Source organism: Streptomyces hyaluromycini (genome assembly GCF_002217755.1).
Taxonomy (GTDB): domain Bacteria; phylum Actinomycetota; class Actinomycetes; order Streptomycetales; family Streptomycetaceae; genus Streptomyces; species Streptomyces hyaluromycini.
The window spans coordinates 144,008-162,438 of record NZ_BCFL01000029.1 but is presented as its reverse complement, the minus strand read 5'-3'; the positions used below and the strand labels follow the sequence as shown (position 1 = coordinate 162,438).

Annotated in this window: 17 protein-coding genes and 2 pseudogenes; 14 read left to right on the top strand and 5 right to left on the bottom strand. The window is 72.5% G+C overall.

Annotated elements, in window-relative coordinates; genetic code table 11:
• Positions 1 to 9 precede the first annotated feature (9 nt).
• Positions 10 to 1,203 carry a glycosyltransferase gene (locus tag SSP29_RS39740; RefSeq protein ID WP_089105801.1) on the bottom strand — a complete coding sequence of 398 codons (1,194 nt, stop codon included), beginning with the start codon at positions 1,201 to 1,203 and terminating at the stop codon, positions 10 to 12.
• A gap of 39 nt (positions 1,204 to 1,242) precedes the next feature.
• Between SSP29_RS39740 and SSP29_RS39735 the strand changes: the two genes are divergently transcribed.
• A complete protein-coding gene (locus SSP29_RS39735) occupies positions 1,243 to 2,034 on the top strand; it encodes a glutamate racemase (protein ID WP_089105800.1) in 792 nt (263 codons plus the stop codon).
• Between the two features lie 89 nt (positions 2,035 to 2,123).
• Positions 2,124 to 2,681 (top strand): hypothetical protein, encoded by a 558-nt coding sequence (locus tag SSP29_RS39730; protein ID WP_089105799.1) that lies wholly within the window; start codon positions 2,124 to 2,126, stop codon positions 2,679 to 2,681.
• A gap of 100 nt (positions 2,682 to 2,781) precedes the next feature.
• Here the strand turns inward: SSP29_RS39730 and SSP29_RS39725 are convergent, their stop codons facing one another.
• Positions 2,782 to 3,819 carry an O-antigen ligase family protein gene (locus tag SSP29_RS39725; protein WP_089105798.1) on the bottom strand — a complete coding sequence of 346 codons (1,038 nt, stop codon included), beginning with the start codon at positions 3,817 to 3,819 and terminating at the stop codon, positions 2,782 to 2,784.
• Between the two features lie 185 nt (positions 3,820 to 4,004).
• Here SSP29_RS39725 and lnt point away from each other — a divergent pair, with 185 nt between their 5' ends.
• The 4 genes from lnt (at position 4,005) to SSP29_RS39705 (ending at position 9,075) form a co-directional block, all read left to right on the top strand.
• A complete protein-coding gene (gene lnt / locus SSP29_RS39720; protein WP_089105797.1) occupies positions 4,005 to 5,618 on the top strand; it encodes an apolipoprotein N-acyltransferase in 1,614 nt (537 codons plus the stop codon).
• 67 nt (positions 5,619 to 5,685) lie between these two features.
• Positions 5,686 to 6,165, top strand: coding sequence for an NUDIX hydrolase (locus SSP29_RS39715; protein ID WP_089105796.1), 480 nt, complete (start codon positions 5,686 to 5,688; stop codon positions 6,163 to 6,165).
• Positions 6,166 to 6,219: 54 nt separating this feature from the next.
• Positions 6,220 to 7,026 carry a 3-hydroxybutyrate dehydrogenase gene (locus SSP29_RS39710; RefSeq protein ID WP_089105795.1) on the top strand — a complete coding sequence of 269 codons (807 nt, stop codon included), beginning with the start codon at positions 6,220 to 6,222 and terminating at the stop codon, positions 7,024 to 7,026.
• A gap of 81 nt (positions 7,027 to 7,107) precedes the next feature.
• The gene (locus tag SSP29_RS39705) at positions 7,108 to 9,075 is read left to right on the top strand and encodes a helix-turn-helix domain-containing protein (RefSeq protein WP_089105794.1); all 1,968 of its coding nucleotides are present in this window, start codon (positions 7,108 to 7,110) and stop codon (positions 9,073 to 9,075) included.
• A gap of 51 nt (positions 9,076 to 9,126) precedes the next feature.
• On the opposite strand, the gene SSP29_RS39700 is transcribed toward SSP29_RS39705, so the two are convergent.
• The gene (locus tag SSP29_RS39700; RefSeq protein WP_089105793.1) at positions 9,127 to 10,029 is read right to left on the bottom strand and encodes a helix-turn-helix transcriptional regulator; all 903 of its coding nucleotides are present in this window, start codon (positions 10,027 to 10,029) and stop codon (positions 9,127 to 9,129) included.
• 275 nt (positions 10,030 to 10,304) lie between these two features.
• On the opposite strand from SSP29_RS39700, the gene SSP29_RS39695 reads away from it, so the two are divergent.
• From SSP29_RS39695 to SSP29_RS39675, 5 genes and pseudogenes are all read left to right on the top strand, one after another.
• Positions 10,305 to 10,628 carry a carboxymuconolactone decarboxylase family protein gene (locus SSP29_RS39695; RefSeq protein WP_089105792.1) on the top strand — a complete coding sequence of 108 codons (324 nt, stop codon included), beginning with the start codon at positions 10,305 to 10,307 and terminating at the stop codon, positions 10,626 to 10,628.
• Between the two features lie 69 nt (positions 10,629 to 10,697).
• The gene (locus tag SSP29_RS39690; protein ID WP_089105791.1) at positions 10,698 to 11,105 is read left to right on the top strand and encodes a (R)-mandelonitrile lyase; all 408 of its coding nucleotides are present in this window, start codon (positions 10,698 to 10,700) and stop codon (positions 11,103 to 11,105) included.
• Positions 11,106 to 11,272: 167 nt separating this feature from the next.
• Positions 11,273 to 11,683: pseudogene (locus SSP29_RS39685) on the top strand (zinc-binding dehydrogenase); the annotation flags it as partial.
• Between the two features lie 207 nt (positions 11,684 to 11,890).
• The gene (locus SSP29_RS39680) at positions 11,891 to 12,862 is read left to right on the top strand and encodes an aldo/keto reductase (RefSeq protein WP_089105790.1); all 972 of its coding nucleotides are present in this window, start codon (positions 11,891 to 11,893) and stop codon (positions 12,860 to 12,862) included.
• Between the two features lie 51 nt (positions 12,863 to 12,913).
• Positions 12,914 to 14,002, top strand: coding sequence for an aldo/keto reductase (locus SSP29_RS39675; RefSeq protein WP_089105789.1), 1,089 nt, complete (start codon positions 12,914 to 12,916; stop codon positions 14,000 to 14,002).
• A gap of 58 nt (positions 14,003 to 14,060) precedes the next feature.
• On the opposite strand, the gene SSP29_RS39670 is transcribed toward SSP29_RS39675, so the two are convergent.
• Positions 14,061 to 14,858, bottom strand: coding sequence for an acetoacetate decarboxylase family protein (locus tag SSP29_RS39670; RefSeq protein ID WP_089105788.1), 798 nt, complete (start codon positions 14,856 to 14,858; stop codon positions 14,061 to 14,063).
• A 110-nt stretch (positions 14,859 to 14,968) separates the two neighbouring features.
• On the opposite strand from SSP29_RS39670, the gene SSP29_RS39665 reads away from it, so the two are divergent.
• The 3 genes and pseudogenes from SSP29_RS39665 to SSP29_RS39655 form a co-directional block, all read left to right on the top strand.
• A complete protein-coding gene (locus SSP29_RS39665; protein ID WP_089105787.1) occupies positions 14,969 to 15,583 on the top strand; it encodes a TetR/AcrR family transcriptional regulator in 615 nt (204 codons plus the stop codon).
• A gap of 63 nt (positions 15,584 to 15,646) precedes the next feature.
• Positions 15,647 to 16,405: an IclR family transcriptional regulator gene (locus SSP29_RS39660; protein WP_089105786.1), complete on the top strand. Its 759-nt coding sequence runs from the start codon at positions 15,647 to 15,649 to the stop codon at positions 16,403 to 16,405.
• 104 nt (positions 16,406 to 16,509) lie between these two features.
• A pseudogene (locus SSP29_RS39655) lies at positions 16,510 to 17,685 on the top strand (PP2C family protein-serine/threonine phosphatase); the annotation flags it as partial.
• Positions 17,686 to 17,918: 233 nt separating this feature from the next.
• Here the strand turns inward: SSP29_RS39655 and SSP29_RS39650 are convergent.
• Positions 17,919 to 18,344, bottom strand: coding sequence for an ATP-binding protein (locus SSP29_RS39650; protein ID WP_089105785.1), 426 nt, complete (start codon positions 18,342 to 18,344; stop codon positions 17,919 to 17,921).
• Positions 18,345 to 18,431: the final 87 nt, after the last annotated feature.

The window sequence follows — 18,431 nt, the reverse complement described above, 5'->3', positions numbered from 1 at the left end:
GCAGGACGGTCAGCCTTCGTCGGCGACCGTGTCGGGACGCGCGTACGTACGGCCCTTCCATGCCGCCCCGCGCCCCCGGTAGTGCTGCACCGCCGAGTCGACCGTCATGAGGAGGTAGAGGAACGCCGTGAACGGCAGCAGCGGGGCGAGCCACAGCGGCTGCCGGTAGTACCGGAGCATCGGTACGTACGTCGCGGTCATCACCAGCCAGGCCGCGGCGCCGAGGAGCAGCGCCGTCGCGCTGCCGGTGACCGCCCCCGCCAGCACCGCCGCCGGCGGCACCAGGTACACCAGCGCGAGGCCGGCGACCGTACCGAGGAGCAGCAGCGGGTTGTGCCGCAACTGCGCGTACGCGCTGCGGGAGACCATCCGCCACAGGTCGTGCAGGCGCGGATAGGGGCGCACGCTGTCCACCCGGTCGGCGAGCCCCAGCCAGATGTGCCCTCCGGTGCCCTTCACCGCGCGGGCGAGCGCCACGTCGTCGATCACGGCGTGCCGGATGGAGTCCGGGATGCGCGCCCTCTCCGCCGTGCCGGCGCGCAGCAGGACACAGCCGCCCGCCGCCGCCGTCGTGCGCGAGCCCCTCCGGCCGATCCGGCGGAACGGGTACAGCTGAGCGAAGAAATAGACGAAGGCGGGTACCACGAGCCGCTCCCACAGGCTCGCCACCCGCAGCCGGGCCATCTGCGAGACCACGTCGAAGCCCCCGGTGTCGGCGGCCGCCACCAGCAGCCGCAGGCTGTCCCGTTCGTGCGCGATGTCGGCGTCCGTGAGCAGCAGGTACTCGGGGCCGCGCGCGCGTGCCAGACCGATGCCGTGCCGTACCGCCCACAGCTTGCCCGTCCAGCCCGCCGGCGGCTCACCGGGCGAGGTCACGGTCAGCGGCAGCCCGCCATGGCGCGCGGCCAGCTCCCGGGCCAGTTCCCCGGTGCCGTCCGTACTGCCGTCGTCGACCAGGAACACCTCCGCCCGCCCCGGATAGTCCTGCGCCAGCAGCGACGGCAGACTCAGGGGCAGCACCGCGGCCTCGTCCCGGGCCGGGACGACCACGCACACGTCCGGCCACCGAGCGGGGTCGCGCCGGGGCGGCAGCCGGACGTCGGTGCGCCAGAAGAAGCCCTGGCAGAGCAGCAGCCACAGCCAGGCGGCGAGAGATACGGCGGTGGTCCACGCGATGGCGCTCACCCGCGCAGTCTGCCCCATCGGACCCGCCCCCAACGGCCCATCGTCTATCGTGGCCGGGTGAAGATCGCGCTCATCGACTCCGGAATCGGCCTGCTGGCAGCCACCGCAGCGGTACGGCGGCTGCGCCCCGACGCCGATCTCGTCCTCTCGTTCGACCCCGAGGGCATGCCCTGGGGGCCGCGTACCCCCGAGGGCATCACCGAGCGCGCCATGGCCGTCGCGGAGGCCGCCGCCGCCCGCCGGCCCGACGCGCTGATCATCGGCTGCAACACGGCGACCGTGAACTCCCTGTCGGCGCTGCGCGCGCGCCTGGAACCCCGCATCCCGGTCATCGGCACGGTCCCGGCGATCAAGCCGGCCGCCGCCGGCGGCGGCCCCGTCGCGATCTGGGCGACCCCTGCGACCACGGGCAGCGCGTATCAGCGGGGCCTCATCGAGGACTTCGCCGGCGGTGTGCCGGTCACCGAGGTGCCCTGCTGGGGACTGGCCGAGGCCGTGGAGCACGCCGACCAGGCCGCCGTCGACGCCGCCGTGACCGCGGCGGCCGAGCTCACCCCCGACGACGTGACGACCGTTGTCCTGGGCTGCACTCATTACGAACTCCTGGCGGAACGTATCCGCGCCGCCGTCCAGCGCCCGGGCGCCGCACCCCTCGCCCTGCACGGCTCCGCCGGTGCGGTGGCCGCCCAGGCACTGCGCCGGATCGGTGCGCAGCCGGCCCCCGGCGCACCGGCCACCGGCACGGTGACGGTGCTGCTCAACGGCCGGGAGGGCGAGCTGCCCGAGGCCGCGCTCAGCTACGCCGAGGCCCGCCTGCTGCGCACGGCCAGTCCTGCCGCGTCCCAGTGACCCCCCGGGGCCGGGGATACCGCCCGATGTGAGCAGTCACCCTCCGCAACGCGGTACCCGCGCAGCGAAACGTGAGTAATCTCGTAGACATGAGGGACCACCTCCGCGACCACTCTGCGGACAAGGACGCCCCGAACCCGGATGTCTGGACCGGGCGCGCCACGAACCGGGTCCAGTGGCTTCTGGCGCTGGTCGGCGCGGCGTGCATGGCGCTCGGTATCGAACTGGCCGTGGACTCCGCCTGGAACTCGGGGATCGCGCCGCTGGTGATGTCGGTCGTCGGGTGCATCGCGGCCGGGCTGCTGGTCCTCTTCGGCACCCTCGCCTTCGTGCACGTCGACCTGAAGCTCGACAGGGAGTGCCTCGAAATCCGTTGCGGTCATATAGGAGTACCGCGGCGTCGTATTCCGCTCTCCCATGTGGCCGGCGCCGACTTCTCCCCGCAGATCACTCCGCGGCACTGGGGCGGCTGGGGCTACCGCTGGCGCCCCGAGAAGGGCACGGCCGTCGTCGTCCGCCGCGGCGAGGGCATCGTCCTGCGGCTGTGGGACGGCCACACCTTCACCATCACGGTGGACAACGCCGAGTCCGCGGTGCGGGTCATCAGGGAACGCCTGCGGACGATCACACCGGGTACGGCTCACTGACGCAGGTCGCACGTAGGGCTGGACCACATGGGGCTGGACCGCACAGGGCGGCATCACATGTGGCTGGATCACAGGTGTCCGGGCCATACACCCGTACGGCTCAACCGCCCGGCACCGCCGCCACCCCCGACACCCACGGGCGTGCCGTCGCCAGGCCCGCCAGCAGGCCCGCGCCCGCCGACACCGTCGTGAAGCTCAGCGCGTTGCCGACCGCGGCGATCGCGGCCAGGGCGGTGAGTGCCGCGCCCGCGGTCAGGGTGACCGGTGTGGAGCGGGGGGACCGCCACAGGGCGTAGAGGATCCAGCAGAACGCGGTGGCCAGCAGCAGGACACCGACCAGGCCCTGTTCGGCGGCCTGCTGGAGCGGTGCGGAGTGTGGTTTGCCGTCGGGCAGCAGGGCCGCGGGCGCGGTGCCGCTCAACTCGCCGAAGCGCCCCGGGCCGACGCCCAGGGCGGTGTTCCGGTGCGCGAGGCGCACGGCGTCCCGCCACAACTGCACGCGGTGCTCGGCGAGGGGGCCCGCCAGGGCGGAGGTGAGGCCGGCGGGCAGGACGTTCGCGGCGACCGCCCAGACCGTGCCCGTCACCAGGGCGGCCGCCAGAGCCAGCCCGGCGATGCCCGGCCCCCGCCGCCGCACCCGGCCGGCGGCGAGGGAGCACAGCAGGACGACGGCACTGGCCGCACAGCCGGTCGCCGAGCCGACGGCCGCCCCGGCCACCACGATGCCGGCGGCCAGCATCCGCAGTCCGAACCGCAGCGCCGGAACCGGCGTCGCCCAAGCGGCACAGCACGCGCCGCCCGTCGCGAGAGCCAGCAGCGCCGCGACTGCGCCGGCATGACCGAGCGGGGTCGTGAACTGGGGGCCCGGGGCCACCTGGGGCATCGCCACCGCGAGCGCCAGCCCGGCCAGTGCGCCCGCACACGGCGCGGCGACCGGCAGCAGCGACCCGGACATCCGGCCCGCGGCATAGCCCGCGGCCACCGCGAGCACCGCCAGCAGCACACCCTCGGGCCGCCCGTCGCGACCGGCCGCGGAGATCAGCGGCCACACTGCGCAGGCCCCGAGCACCACGACGCCCACCGCGTCAGAAACGTTTCGTCTGTCGTTGTCCGCAGCCGTCTCGGCAGCGGACGTCATCCCGGTCGACCCCACCGTCGCCCCCCGTACCCCGGTCCCCCGACCTGCGGCAGGCCCCGCCGCCCGCCTCGGCACACCGTAACCGCTGATGCCCGCTTTGTGGACGACTTGCGCGGGAACGGTGTGATTCCTGCATGCCGAGACCGTGCTGTCGGCCGCAAGGTCAACCGCCGTACACTCCCCGAGTGACCGTCACCGCAACTTCCGTGGACCAGTCGGACCAGCTCATGCCGCGTCCCGCCCCCCGCGCACGCGCCCTCCGGCTGCTCCGCCGCCTGGTCCCGGCCGCCGCCTCCGCCCTCAGCGGAGTGCTGCTGTACGTCAGCTTCCCGCCGCGCACCCTGTGGTGGCTGGCGCTGCCCGCCTTCGCCGGATTCGCATGGGTGCTGCGCGGCCGCACCTGGAAGGCGGCCCTCGGTCTCGGCTATGTCTTCGGGCTCGGCTTCCTGCTGCCGCTGCTGGTGTGGACCGGCGTCGAGGTCGGCCCCGGGCCGTGGGTCGCGCTGGTGGCCATCGAGGCGATCTTCATCGCACTGGTCGGTGTGGGCGTGGCCGCGGTCTCCAAGCTCCCGGCCTGGCCCCTGTGGGCGGCCGCCATATGGATCGCGGGCGAGGCGGTACGCGCGCGTGTACCCTTCCGCGGCTTCCCCTGGGGCAAGATCGCCTTCGGCCAGGCGGACGGCGTCTTCCTGCCGCTCGCCGCGCTGGGCGGCACCCCGGTGCTCGGCTTCGCCGTCGTCCTGTGCGGGTTCGGTCTCTACGAGGCGGGGCGACTGGCCGTCGAGGGCCGGCGCACCCGCGAGATCTGCCGCGGGGCGGCGGCCGCGGCCCTGCTGAGCGTGGCCGTGCCGGTGGTGGGTGCGGTCGCCGCGCGGACGCTGGTGAGCGACAAGGCCGAGGACGGCGCCGTCACCGTCGCGGTCATCCAGGGCAACGTGCCGCGCGCCGGCCTGGAGTTCGCGGCCCAGCGGCAGGCCGTACTCGACTACCACGTGAAGGAGACGCTCAAGCTCGCCGCGGACATCAAGGCGGGCAAGGCCGCCAAGCCCGACTTCGTGCTGTGGCCGGAGAACTCCTCCGACGTCGACCCGTTCGCCGACGCCGACGGGGCCGCCGTGATCGACGAGGCGGCCAAGGCGGTGGGCGTCCCCATTTCGGTGGGCGGGGTCGTCGAGCGGGACGGCAAGCTGCTCAACGAGCAGATCCTGTGGGACCCGGTCAAGGGCCCGACGTCGACGTACGACAAGCGGCAGATCCAGCCCTTCGGCGAGTACCTCCCGCTGCGCGGTCTGGTCGGCGCCATCAACAAGAACTGGACCAGCATGGTCCGCCAGGACTTCAGCCGGGGCACGAAGCCCGGTGTGTTCGACATCGACGGCACCAAGGTCGGCCTCGCCACCTGCTACGAGGCGGCCTTCGACTGGGACGTGCGGGACACCGTCACGCACGGCGCCGAGATGATCTCCGTGCCGAGCAACAACGCCACCTTCGACCGCAGCGAGATGACCTACCAGCAGCTCGCCATGTCCCGGATCCGCGCGGTCGAGCACAGCCGGACCGTCACCGTGCCGGTGACCAGCGGCGTCAGCGCGATCATCATGCCGGACGGGAAGATCACCCAGAAGACCGGCATGTTCGTGCCCGCCTACCTGGTCCAGAAGGTGCCGCTGCGCACCTCCGAGACGCCCGCGACCAGGGTGGGCATCCTGCCCGAGATCGCGCTGGTGCTGGTCGCCGCGGGTGGGGTCGGCTGGGCGATCGGGTCCGGAATGCGCGGTCGGCGCGCCGGTGACGTGTAGCCGTACACCCGCTGTACGCCCCGTGGTTCCGGCCGGGTGCGAGGAACCGGGCGGTTAGGGTCGCCTCATGGCTACTCCTGACTTCATCCGCGCGATTCGCGCCTCCGCGGGCCACCAGCTGCTCTGGCTGCCCGGGATCACCGCCATCGTCTTCGACGACGAGGGCCGAGTGCTCCTGGGCCGCCGCACCGACACCCGCAAGTGGTCGGTCATCGGCGGCATTCCGGAGCCGGGGGAGCAGCCCGCGGCCTGCGCTGTGCGGGAGGTCTTCGAGGAGACGGCGGTGCGCTGTGTCGCCGAACGGGTGGTCCTCGTCCAGGCACTGGAGCGCGTCACCTACCCGAACAGTGATGTCTGCCAGTACATGGACATCACCTTCCGCTGCCGGGCCGTCGGCGGCGAGGCCCGCGTGAACGACGACGAGTCGCTGGAAGTGGCCTGGTTCGACGTGGACGCCCTGCCGGAGCTGAACGAGTTCGGTGTGTTCCGGATCAAGCAGGCCCTGTCCGAGGCACCCACATGGTTCGACGCTACGGCTTTCAGCTGAAGTATGTGCGCTGACACTATGTGGGAGCGGGTGGACGCCGCCTAGGGTCGCCCCATGAGCTCGCCCAGCACCCGCACCGCCCCCGCCCTCGACCTGCACGGCCGCACCGCCCTGGTCACCGGCGCCGCCGGAGGCATCGGCCGCGCCTGCACCCTGCGTCTCGCGGCGGCCGGCGCCCGGGTCAGAGCCGTCGACCGGGACGCGACGGGGCTGGCCGAGCTCGTGGACTGTGCCGGGCGGGCCCTGGGCACGGCGGGCGGCGGTGCCGTCGAGCCGTACGTCCTCGATCTCACCGACCTGGACGCGGCCGAACGCGCCGCCGCCGGCACCGACGTCCTCGTCAACAACGCGGGTCTTCAACTGGTGCGCCCCATCGAGGAGTTCCCGCCGGCCGTCTTCCACACCGTACTGACCGTGATGCTGGAGGCGCCGTTCCGGCTGATCCGGGGCGCGCTGCCGCACATGTACGCGCAGGGCTGGGGACGGATCGTGAACGTGTCCTCCGTCCACGGCCTGCGCGCCTCCGCCTACAAGTCCGCCTATGTGGCCGCCAAACACGGTCTGGAGGGGCTGTCGAAGACGGCCGCTCTGGAGGGCGCGCCCCATGGGGTGACCTCGAACTGTGTGAACCCCGGCTATGTGCGCACCCCACTGGTCGAGAAGCAGCTCGCCGACCAGGCCCGGGCGCACGGCATCCCCGAGGAGCGGGTGCTGTCCGAGGTGCTCCTGACCGACAGCGCCGTCAAGCGGCTCGTGGAACCGGAGGAGGTCGCCGAGGCCGTGGCCTACCTCTGCGCTCCCCAGGCGTCCTTCGTCACGGGCACCTCGCTGGTGCTCGACGGCGGCTGGACGGCCCACTGACGGAACGGGCCGGAATCCCGCCGGCCCGCGAGTTTTCCACAGGCCCGACGGGCCGGAGCGGCGATGCGGAATCCTGTGACCATGTCTCGCAATCACGTGCAGTCCGCCAGGCGGCCGGCCCCGGCCCCGGCGGCCGGTGCCCTCGACCTGGGCGCCGAAGCGCCCGGGGGTGCCGAGCCGGCGTACCTCGAACTGCTGGCCAGGGGTGCCTCGGCGGAGGCGTACGAGCAGCCGGTGCTGCTCGCCCGCGCGGAGAACCGGTCACCGGAGCGGATCGCCGCCCTGGAGCGGGCCAAGCTGCTCGCGCTGCGGGTCCGCGGCGAGCTGGAGGGCAGACGCCGGCGCGAGGCCGAGCTGTCCGCCCTGTTCGAGACCGCGCACGACCTGGCGGGACTGCGGGACGTGGACGCCGTACTCCAGGCGATCGTCCAGCGCGCCCGCTCCCTGCTCGGCACGGACGTCGCCTATCTGAGCCTGAACGACCCGGCGCGCGGCGACACCTACATGCGGGTCACCGAGGGTTCGGTCGCGGCCCGCTTCCAGCAGCTGCGGCTCGGCATGGGGGAGGGGCTCGGCGGACTCGTCGCGCAGACCGCGCGGCCGTACGTCACCGACGACTACTTCAAGGACGACCGCTTCCAGCACACGCTGACCATCGACGCGGGGGTGCGCGACGAGGGCCTGGTCGCCATCCTCGGCGTCCCGCTCATGCTGGGGCCGCACGTCATCGGGGTGCTGTTCGCCGCGGACCGGCGGGCACGTGTCTTCGAACGGGAGCAGATCGCCCTGCTCGGCTCCTTCGCCGCGCTCGCCGCGGCCGCCATCGACACGGCGAACCTGCTCACCGAGACCCGTTCGGCCATGGCCGGCCTGGAGCGGGCCAACGAGATCATCAAGGACCGCAGCGCGGTCATCGAACGCGCCTCGGACGTCCACGACCGGCTCGCCGAGCTCGTGCTGCGCGGCGGCCAGGTCCGTGACGTGGCCGCCGCCGTCTCCCAGATCCTGGGCGGCACGGTCGAGTTCACCGACACGGCCGACACCCGGTCGCTGGAGACGTCGCGCACGGAGGGGCGCGCGGTACGGCACGGCGACGACTGGATCGCCGCGGTCGCCGCGGGCGGCGAACTCCTCGGCGCGCTGGTGCTGCGCGGCCGTCCCGGCCTGGACCCCGTCGACCAGCGCACCCTGGAGCGCGCCGCGATGGTCACCTCACTGCTCCTGCTGGCCCGCCGCTCCGCCGCCGAGGCCGAACAGCGGGTGCGCGGCGAACTGCTGGACGACCTCCTCGACGCCCGCGACCGGGAGCCGCGCCAACTGCGCGACCGCGCCTCCCGGTTGCACGCCGACCTCGACGCCACCCACGTCGTGCTCGCCGCCCGCCTGGACGGCCCTGCGGCGGACGCCGAGGAGGCGGCGGCAGCGCGCCGCCGGCTGTGGTCGGCCGCCTCCCGCCTCGCCACCACCCGGCACGGACTGGCCGCCGCCCGCGACGGCGGCACCGTCCTGCTGCTGCCCCTCGACCCCGGTGAGACCGCCACCGACCTCGCCCGGCGCACCGCGCGGCAGCTCGGCACCGCCGTCCACCAGCCGGTGACCGTGGGCGCCTCCGCCCCCGTCGCCGACCTCGCCACCCGCCCCGACACCGTGGCCGCCGGGTATGCCGAGGGCCGCCGCTGCCTCGACGCGCTGAACCTCCTCGGCCGGGGCGGGGACGGTGCCGCCGCCGAGGACTTCGGCTTCCTCGGCCTGCTCCTCGCCGGCGAACGGGACGTCACCGCATTCGTCACGCGCACCATCGGCCCGGTCGTCGCCTACGACACACGGCGCGGCACGGAACTGCTGCGCACCCTCGACGCGTACTTCGCCTGCGGGATGAGCCCGGCCCGCACCAAGGACGAACTCCACGTCCACGTGAACACGGTGGCCCAGCGGCTGGAGCGGGTGGCCCGCCTCCTCGGCGAGGACTGGCAGCAGCCGGCCCGCGCCCTGGAGATCCAACTGGCCCTGCGCCTGCACCGGTTGGGGGCGGCACCGGAGCGCCGCTGATCCCGGGGGCCAGGGACCGGGACCGGGGGCCGGGGGACCTGCTGTGCGGGCTCAGCGGGTGGGTACGTCTTCGCCGCCGGCGGCAGCGGTGTCCGGGTGGGCGTCCTGATCGAGGGTGGCGGCCCAGCTGGCCAGGAGTTTGAGGCTGTCGTGGGACGGGGTGCCGGGTTCGGCGCTGAGGGCGGTGAGGGTGAGGCCGGGGTCCGTCGGGATGGGCATGGCCTCGAAGGGGAGGACGAGTTCGCCGACCGCGGGGTGGCGGAAGTGCTTGACGCCGGTCTGGTGCAGGCGCACGTCGTGCGCGGCCCACAGCGTGCGGAACTTCTCGCTGCGGGTGGAGAGTTCGCCGACGAGGTCGGTCAGGTCCCGGTTGTACGGGTCGCGTCCCGCTTCGGTGCGCAGGAGCGCCACCGCGCCGGCCGCCTGGGCCTCCAGGTGGGGCAGGAAGTCGGCCGCGCCGGGGTTGAGGAACTCGTACCGGGCGAGGTTCACGGGCCGGGCCGGGTCGGCGAAGACCGGGTCGTACAGGGCGCGGCCGAGCCGGTTGGTGGCCAGGATGTCCAGGCGGCCGTTGCGGATGAAGGCCGGGGCTTCGGTCATCGCGTCGAGCAGGTGCTGCAGGCTCGCACGGATCGGCTGCGGCGCCCGTCGGCGGGGCGGGCGGCGGGTGGTGTTGGCGGTGCGCGCGAGGTCGTCGAGGTGGGCGCGCTCGGCCTCGTCGAGCTGGAGGGCGCGGGCGAGGGAGTCGATGACGGTCTCGGAGACGCCGGAGAGGTTGCCGCGCTCCAGGCGGGCGTAGTACTCGGCGCTGACGCCGGCGAGCAGCGCGACCTCTTCCCTGCGCAGCCCCTTGACACGCCGGTTGCCGGTGTAGGCGGGCAGCCCCGCCTGCTGGGGCGTGATCTTGGCACGGCGGCTGGTCAGGAACTCGCGTACCTCGCTCCGGTTGTCCATGGCTTCGAGGCTACGTCGGCTTGTCCGGACGTGTCTCCGGCCGTGGGGTGTACTGCCAGTACACGTATCAACGAGTCCTTCCCCGCGCGTGTGACCTGCGGTTCCATCGGTTGTGGCGGGATCGGCGCCAGGCCGGTCGGCCGGGTCGGCGGGAGCCTCGTCCGGCTGTCGGCGGCGTCGGCGCGCGGGCGGAGCGAAACCCCGGCGCGGTGTCGCCCGCCCGTATGACGGCGGGCTGATGAGCACCGGCGCGCCACGTGGAAAGGACACGAACAATGACGGAGAAGACACAGCCGGGGCCGCGGGACCTGTTCGGGGACGTCGCTCCCGCACTGGCCGGCTACAGCGAGGACGTGCTGTTCGGACAGGCGTGGAAGAGCCCGGAGCTGTCCCCGAGAGACCGCAGCCTGGTGACCGTGGCAAGCCTCATCACCAGCGGCAGCAGCGAGCAGCTCGGCTTCCACATCCCCTTGGCCCGGCAGAACGGCGTGACCGAGGCGGAACTCATCGAGACCATCACGCACATGGCGTTCTACGCCGGCTGGCCCAAGGCCATGTCCGCGCTGACCGTGGCCCGCGAACTGTTCCGCTCGGCCTGACCCGTCCCGAACACCGGTTCACCCCCTACGGCCGCCCGGCGACGGCCGACGCAAGGAGTACGTACCACCATGGAGATCCTCAAGAAGCCCGCGACGATGAGGCTGCCCGCCCAGTGGTTCACCGGTGACGCCTGGGCGGATGTGATCCTCCGGGGCGAGGAGCCCTCCCGGGCGCGGGCCAACATGGTCCGCTTCGCCCCCGGCGCCCGCACCGCCTGGCACAGCCACGGCCTGGGCCAGACGCTGCACGTGGTGTCCGGAGTCGCCCTGATCGGCACCCGGGACGGCGTGATCATCGAGGCCCACCCGGGCGACACCATCGGCTGCCCGCCCGGCGAGGAGCACTGGCACGGCGCGAGTCCGGACCAGTTCATGGAGCACCTCGCCCTGTGGGAGGGCGACGAGGTCGACTGGCTGGAGCACGTCACCGACGCCGAGTACGGCGGCCCGCGCACCAGCACCCGTACCTCCCGCTGATCACAGCCGACAGGAGCTTGAGCGTCAGCCGGGACCGGGGACGGCACACCCCGCAGGGCGGCGGTGACCACGCACGCGGGGGATCGCCGAGCGGAACCGCCACGCGCCTCCTCGGCGACGCAGTGACGGCCAAGTCGACGCTGAGCGCCGCCGACCGGATGACGCCGGCCGTCGCCTTCGGGGCCACCGACATCGTCGCCGAGCGCGGCGAGGCGGGCGTCGCCCGTGTCAGGGAACTCACCGGCGGCATCGGTGCGGACTCCGTCCTGGAGTGCGTCGGCACGCAGGAGTCGATGCGGCAGGCCGTCCGGGCCACCCGTCCCGGTGGCAACGTCGGCTTCGTGGGTGTCCCGCACGATGTGGCCGTCGACGGCCAGGAGCTGTTCTTCTCCCACGTCGGCCTGCGCGGCGGCCCCGCGCCGGTACGCCGTTTCCTGCCCGACCTGATCGAGCGCGTCCTGGACGGCCGTATCGAGCCGGGGAAGGTCTTCGACCTGGCTCTGCCGCTGGACGAGGCCGCCGAGGGCTACCGGGCCATGGACGAGCGTCGCGCCATCAAGACGCTGCTGCGCCCCTGACCCGCCGCCCGGCCGTTCGTCGTCCCGGCACACCGCGGCGGCGCATGCCCACGGAGTCCGGCCCGGTCGGCACGCACACCGAACCCCGATGGGAACTGCATCTCATGAACCCGACGTACGGTTTCGAGCACCCGGCCGGCACTCAGGCTGCTCGAAACCCCCGACTCCACAGCCCGGCACCGCACTTGACCGTGAAGGAGCGTCACCATGGAGTACACCCGTCTGGGCATCACCGGGCTGAAGGTGAGCCGGCTCGCCCTCGGCTGCATGAGCTACGGTGACCCGGCCGTCCCCGGCGCCCACCCCTGGGCGCTGACCGAGGACAAGGCCGCGCCGTTCTTCCGGCAGGCCGTCGAGCTGGGCATCACCTTCTGGGACACCGCCAACGTCTACCAGGCCGGAACCTCGGAGGAGATCGTCGGCCGCGCCGTCAAGAAGTACTCCCGGCGCGAGGACATCGTCCTCGCCACCAAGGTCCGCGGCCCCATGCACGACGGTCCCGGCGGGGCGGGACTGTCCCGCAAGGCGATCCTGGAACAGGTCGACGCCTCCCTGGTACGGCTGGGCACGGACTACATCGACCTCTACCAGATCCACCGCTTCGACGACGATGTACCGGTCGAGGAGACGATGGAGGCGCTGCACGACGTCGTCAAGGCCGGAAAGGTCCGCTACCTCGGCGCCTCGTCGATGTACGCCTGGCAGTTCGCCAAGCTTCAGCACGCCGCCGACCTGGGCGGATGGACCCGGTTCGGGTCCATGCAGAACCAGTACAACCTGCTGCGCCGCCAGGACGAACCCGAACTCATGGCCATGTGCGGCGACATGGGCGTGGGACTGGTCCCCTACTCCCCGAACGGCAAGGGCCGCCTCGCCCGCCCCGTCGGCGAACAGAGCACCCGCTCCCGCACCGACCACGTCGTGCAGTCCTTCGACAGCGAGTACGACGAGCCGGTCATCAACGCCGTGCAGCAGCTCGCCGAAGCCCGACGCGTGCCCATGGCACAGATCGCCCTCGCCTGGGTGCTGCGCAACCCGCTGGTCTCGGCGCCCATCGTCGGAGCCACCCGGCCCCACCACCTTCGGCAGGCGGTCGACGCCTTCGCCCTACGGCTGTCCGACGAGGAAGCGGCAGCCCTGGAGAAGCCGTACACCAACGTCGGGCCTTCCTGGTTCTGACCACGAGAACACGACCGAACTCCGCAGCAACGGGAAGGCGTTCAGAACGTCATGCAATACCGCACCCTCGGCAACTCCGGTCTTGCCGTGTCCGAACTGGCGCTCGGCACCATGTACTTCGGCAGCGAGAACACCCAAGACGAGGCATTCGCCCTGCTCGATGCCTTCACCGAGGCCGGCGGCACCCTGCTCGACACATCCGACGTCTACGCCGGCGGCCTCTCCGAACAGATCGTCGGCCGCTGGCTGGCCGCCCGCCCGAGCGAGGTCACCGACCGCGTCGTCCTCGCCACCAGGGGCCGTTTCACCACCGGTCCCGACGTCAACGACCTGGGCCTGTCCCGCCGCCACCTGCACCGCGCGCTGGACGCCTCGCTGCGCCGGCTCGGCGTGGAGACCGTCGACCTCTACCAGATGCACGGCTGGGACGCGCACACCCCCGTCGAGGAGACCCTCTCCTTCCTCGACGACGCCGTCCGCGCTGGGAAGATCCACTACACCGGACTGTCGAACTTCACCGGCTGGCAGCTCCAGCTGACCGTCTCCACCGCCAGGGCGATGGGCGTCCAGGTCCCGCTCACCCTTCAGCAGCAGTACAGCCTGCTGTCCCGGGAGAGCGAGTACGAGATGGTCCCCGCCGCGCTGCACAACGAGGTCGGCCTGCTGCCGTGGTCGCCGCTGGCCGGCGGCTTCCTCACCGGGAAGTACGAGCGCGGTACGACCCCGGAGTCCGGCACCCGCGCCGGGTCCGCGAACGAGCTGTACCAGTGGGTGTCGGCCGAGTACGCCGCTGCCGACCGCAACTGGGCCACCATCGACGAGGTCGTCCGCATCGCCGAGGAGACCGGCGCCACCCCCGCCCAGGTCGCCCTGAGCTGGATCGCCGACCGCCCCGGTGTCATCGCCCCCGTCTTCGGTGCCCGCACCCCGCAACAACTCCACGACGGCCTCGGCGCCGTCGCCCTCACCCTGGACGACGAGGCCACCGCAGCCCTCGACAAGGTCAGCGCACCCACGCCGGGCGGCTACCCCTACGGAGCGTTCGGCACCAGCCAGCGCGACCGCCGGCTCCAGGGCGGCACCCAGGCCCTCGGCGACCTCGTCGGCAGCGGCTCCGGCCACCCCACCGGCCGCCTGTAGAGAGAATCTCTGATTCGAGGACGACCGGCCCGCCGGGCCTGGAACTGCTGCCCGGCGATCAACTGCTGTGGTCGACGAGGGTCTTGAGGTCGGTCACGGTGTAGGCGAGGTCGAAGTGGAATCCCTTGCCCACGCGCCGGATGGCCAGGTCGGCGAGTTCCTCGCCGCGTGCGGGGAGGAAGGCGAGGTCGGCGGTGCCGACCCAGGCGTCGCTGACCGCGGTGTTGTCCAGGACGGACATGACCAGTTCGTGGACGGCCGGCTTGTCGTGCAGTCCGGCGGCCAGGCGGGGGAAGTGCCGCAGGTTGACCACGGGGCGTTTCATCAGGGCGGTGGGGTCGGGGACCGCCTGCTCAAGGGTGATCTCGGCTTCGGCGATGCGCTGCCCGGCGGAGGACGCGGTGGCGCCGAACCGTCCGCCCGGACCGAGGACCGGGGTGCCGGGTCCGCCTACGGAGTAGGCACGCGTCTGGTGGACGGTGCCGAGCTTCTTGGGGAAGCCCTGGACCCAGCCGCGGGCCATGGCGGAGTCGTTGTCGACGTAGATGTACGGGCACCAGGCCACCGGCGTGTCGTGGTGGCGGGCGTCCAGGGTGACCAGGAACTCGCGGTACTGCGAGCGTGCGGGGTCCAGGTACTCCAGGTCCACGGCGGAGTACTGCCAGTCGATGAACATGGCGACGCCGCGGCCGGCGGAGTCGGGGTCGGGAGTCAGGCCCTCGGGCAGGGTCGCCGCGGCGGCCGCGGGGTCGGCGAAGAACTCCACGCCCGCCACGGTGCCGGCGTAGTGCCACGGCGGAGCGGGCGCCAGGTTCGCGATGCCGCGGGGAGAGAGGGGGACGGTGTAGCCCTTCATGTCACGTCCTTGGGGGGGAGACGGATGGAAACGATACGTATCGTTTCATTGACGTCCACGACCGTAGCATGCCTTGACCCCGAAGTGAAACGATACGTATCGTTCGGTCCATGGCCTCTGTCTTCTCCTCGCCCCAGGCGGCCGGCGGGCCGCGCTCTCTCGCGAAGATCCTCGACGCGGCACGGGGCGTCCTGTCGGAGCACGGATATCCGGCGCTGACCATCGAGGCCGTCGCGGCGGCCGCGGGCGTCGGCAAGTCCACCATCTACCGTTGGTGGCCCAACAAGGAGGCGCTCGTGGCCGACGCGCTCGCCGAGGTCTTTCGCGCCGACGACATCCCCGACCTGGGCGACACCCACGCCGAGCTCCGCTACGCCGTCGACATGACCATCGACAACTACGCGAACGAGGACATCGCCGCCTCGCTGCCCGCGCTCGCCGCCGGTCTGCTTCCGCACCCCGAACTCATGACCCGGTTCCGCGAGGCCTTCCTGTTCCGCAAGCGGGAGAACATCGCCGTCGCGCTGCGCCGCGCCGTCGGGCGGGGCGATCTGCCCGACGACCTCGACACCGACCTGGTCCAGGACATCTGGGCCGGCACCATCCTCTACCGGCGGCTCATGACCGGCTCCCCCCTCGACGCCGACCTCGCGGAACACCTCGTCCGCCTCGTCACCGGCACACCGGGACGGCGAAACGGCGAGAGTGACCGCGAGAGCGCCTGAGCCGGTGCGGCCGAGAGAACCCCGCGTCTTGCCCGTACCGGACGGTGGGCGCACGCTTGTGGCATGAGCGTTCATGAGAGCCCCACGCTCATCATGTCCGTGCAGCGTGCCTTCCGGCTGCTGGAAGCGGTGAGCGCGCACGAGAACGGCGCGCCCGCGAAGCAGCTGGCACGTGAGACGGGGCTGCCTCTGGCCACCGCCTACCACCTGCTGCGGACGATGGTCCACGACGGGTACCTGCGGAAGCTGGCCGACGGCGGCTTCATCCTCGGTGAGAAGCTGCAGACGCTGCACACCACGGGTCACACCCAGGCGCTGCTCAGCCGGGTCCGGCCGACGCTCGCCGCGCTCCGTGACGAGCTGGTCACCGCCACCTACCTCACCTTCTACGAAGAGGGCGAGATCAGCGTCGCCGAGATCGTCGACGGGCCCCGCGCGCCCCGGGTCGACCTCTGGGTGGGATTCGAGGACGCCGGGCACGCCACCGCGCTGGGCAAGTCCGTACTGCGCGAACTGGACGAGGAGTCCCGCCGTGACTACCTCTCCCGGCACGATCTCGCCGACCTGACGCCACGGACCATCACCAGCCTCCCGGAGCTGCTCCGGAACCTCGACGCCTCCCCCATGGCACCGGCCGTCACGGATCTCGAGGAGTACTCACTGGGCACGGTGTGTGTCGCCGTGCCCATCTACCGGGGCGACGTCCTCGGCTCCCTGGGCGTCTCCCTCCCGGCGGAACGGCTCTCCCGGCTCCCGGAGGTCCGGGCCCGGCTGATCCCGGTCGCGGACCGTGTGACCAGAGGCCTGTCGCTCACTATCTGAAATCCCGCTCCTTGTGGCTTGTTGGCCGAACCTCTTTCCTGGATGAAACGGATAAGTCGGGCTTAAGGCTCGTACGGCTTACGGCTGAGGATTGCGGAAGAGACATGAGGCAGGCGCGAGACCACGGTGGCAACCACTGGCCGTTGCGGCCGCTCCGGAAACCGGTGACAGGTTTCGGGGCGCCCGTCCCCAGGCGCGCCGCCTCACAGCTGGCCGCCGGAATGCCCGTGGTGCCGGTTCTGATCGTCTCCGGCATCGCGCTCGTCGACGTCTTCGCCGGGTCGGGGATGTTCTGGCTGCCGCTGCTGGCGGCCGGGCCGGCGCTGGCCGCCAGCACCAACGGCCCCCGAGGCGTCCTGTTCGTGGGACTCCTCGCCGCGGTGCTGGGCGCGACCCTGGGCGTCAGCGAGGCGGGTCCGGGGCGCGAACTGGCGGCCGTACTCTCGGCACTGCTCGCCGTCACCCTGGCGAGCGCCCTGGCCAGCGCGCTGCGCGGTCGCCGGGAACGGGTGCTCGCCGCCGTCCGCTCGGTCGCGGAGGCCGCCCAGCACGCCGTGCTCAAGCCCATCCCGGAGACCGTCGGCCCGTTCCGGGTCGCGGTCCGCTACAGCGCGGCGGCGGCGGAGGCCCGTATCGGCGGTGATCTCTACGCACTGGTGCCCACCCCGCACGGGGTCAGGCTGATCGTCGGCGACGTACGCGGCAAGGGGTTGCCGGCCGTGGAGATCGCCGCGCTCGTCCTCGGTGTCTTTCGCGAGGCCGCCTATGACGAGCCCGACCTCCTCGCCGTCGTCGGCAGGATCGAGCGGAGCCTGGCCCGCAACCTCGGGCCCGACGACTTCGTCACCGCGGTGGTCGTCGGACACCCGTGCGCCGGGCAGCTCGAGATGGTCAACTGCGGACACGCGTCGCCCCTGCTCATACCCGCGTCAGGGGAAGTCGTCGCGGTCGAGGCCAGCCGTCCGGCTCCGCCCCTCGGCCTGCGTGCCCTCGTCGGCGAGCCCCCCTGTCTGGAGATCCTGCCCTTCTCCGAAGGCGATCAGCTGCTGCTCTACACCGACGGGGTCATCGAGGCCCGCGACCGCGACCGCGAGTTCTACCCGCTGGCCGAAAGGGTGGCCCGGCATGTGTCCGGCGAACCGGAGCACATCCTCTCCGCGGTCCACGACGAACTGCTGACACACGTGGGCGGCCGGCTGCACGACGACGCGGCGCTGCTCCTGCTCCAGATGCAGGCCGTGGGCGAACCGGTGCCGTCCGCGTCGGAGGCACAGGGAACCGCCGTCCCGGAACCGGCATCGGAATCCGGCCCCGGACCGGAGGGGGAGCCTGGCCCCGGACCTGGACCGGAAGGACATGACGGCCGCGGGACCGTCTCCGTGGTGTCGCGCAGCCGGTCCGACACCGTCGGCCCGGACGCTGGAAGGCGCTGGTCGGCCCGGCGCACGGACGCCGCGTTCTCCACGGGACCCGGCCGCTGACGGCCAGGGGAACCTACGCAGGCCCCGCCCTCTCACACCGCGACGAGATCCGCCCACCGGGTGACCGCGCCGGGACGCACATGGATGCCGTACCGAGTAGCGAGCGCGTGCACGATCCCCTCGCCCCGGCCGTGCTCGTCCGGGTCGATCCCCGCGGGCGGCTGTCCCGCCGTACGCGCGGGACCCGCGTCGGTGACCTCGATGCGCAGGGTGCCGAGTCCGGCGTCCCGCATCCACGAAAGCCGCAGCACCGCCGGGGGCAGGGCATGCACCATCGCGTTGGTGAGCAGTTCCGATATCACCAGCAGCGCGTCCTCGACGACGTCCGGGGACACCCTCCAGGCGGCCAGGACCGCGGCCGACCGTCGACGTACGTCCGGGACGGCACCGGCGACGGGCGGCATCGGGAAGACGTATTCGCTTGCCCCCCGCACCCGCGTGTTGAGCTGTACCGCCATCTCGTGTCTCCAGGGGTGAGGGCCACAGGCCCCGCATCACGAGCCTCGGCACGTTGCCGGGCCTGATAGCACGCTAAGGAGCCGCGC

Excerpts from the sequence above, each read along its gene's own strand:
- SSP29_RS39740 (WP_089105801.1), bottom strand. The coding sequence starts at position 1,203 with ATGGGGCAGACTGCGCGGGTGAGCGCCATCGCGTGGACCACCGCCGTA.
- SSP29_RS39730 (WP_089105799.1), top strand. The coding sequence starts at position 2,124 with ATGAGGGACCACCTCCGCGACCACTCTGCGGACAAGGACGCCCCGAAC.
- SSP29_RS39725 (WP_089105798.1), bottom strand. The coding sequence starts at position 3,819 with ATGACGTCCGCTGCCGAGACGGCTGCGGACAACGACAGACGAAACGTT.
- SSP29_RS39715 (WP_089105796.1), top strand. The coding sequence starts at position 5,686 with ATGGCTACTCCTGACTTCATCCGCGCGATTCGCGCCTCCGCGGGCCAC.
- SSP29_RS39710 (WP_089105795.1), top strand. The coding sequence starts at position 6,220 with ATGAGCTCGCCCAGCACCCGCACCGCCCCCGCCCTCGACCTGCACGGC.
- SSP29_RS39705 (WP_089105794.1), top strand. The coding sequence starts at position 7,108 with ATGTCTCGCAATCACGTGCAGTCCGCCAGGCGGCCGGCCCCGGCCCCG.
- SSP29_RS39700 (WP_089105793.1), bottom strand. The coding sequence starts at position 10,029 with ATGGACAACCGGAGCGAGGTACGCGAGTTCCTGACCAGCCGCCGTGCC.
- SSP29_RS39695 (WP_089105792.1), top strand. The coding sequence starts at position 10,305 with ATGACGGAGAAGACACAGCCGGGGCCGCGGGACCTGTTCGGGGACGTC.
- SSP29_RS39690 (WP_089105791.1), top strand. The coding sequence starts at position 10,698 with ATGGAGATCCTCAAGAAGCCCGCGACGATGAGGCTGCCCGCCCAGTGG.
- SSP29_RS39680 (WP_089105790.1), top strand. The coding sequence starts at position 11,891 with ATGGAGTACACCCGTCTGGGCATCACCGGGCTGAAGGTGAGCCGGCTC.
- SSP29_RS39675 (WP_089105789.1), top strand. The coding sequence starts at position 12,914 with ATGCAATACCGCACCCTCGGCAACTCCGGTCTTGCCGTGTCCGAACTG.
- SSP29_RS39670 (WP_089105788.1), bottom strand. The coding sequence starts at position 14,858 with ATGAAGGGCTACACCGTCCCCCTCTCTCCCCGCGGCATCGCGAACCTG.
- SSP29_RS39665 (WP_089105787.1), top strand. The coding sequence starts at position 14,969 with ATGGCCTCTGTCTTCTCCTCGCCCCAGGCGGCCGGCGGGCCGCGCTCT.
- SSP29_RS39660 (WP_089105786.1), top strand. The coding sequence starts at position 15,647 with ATGAGCGTTCATGAGAGCCCCACGCTCATCATGTCCGTGCAGCGTGCC.
- SSP29_RS39650 (WP_089105785.1), bottom strand. The coding sequence starts at position 18,344 with ATGGCGGTACAGCTCAACACGCGGGTGCGGGGGGCAAGCGAATACGTC.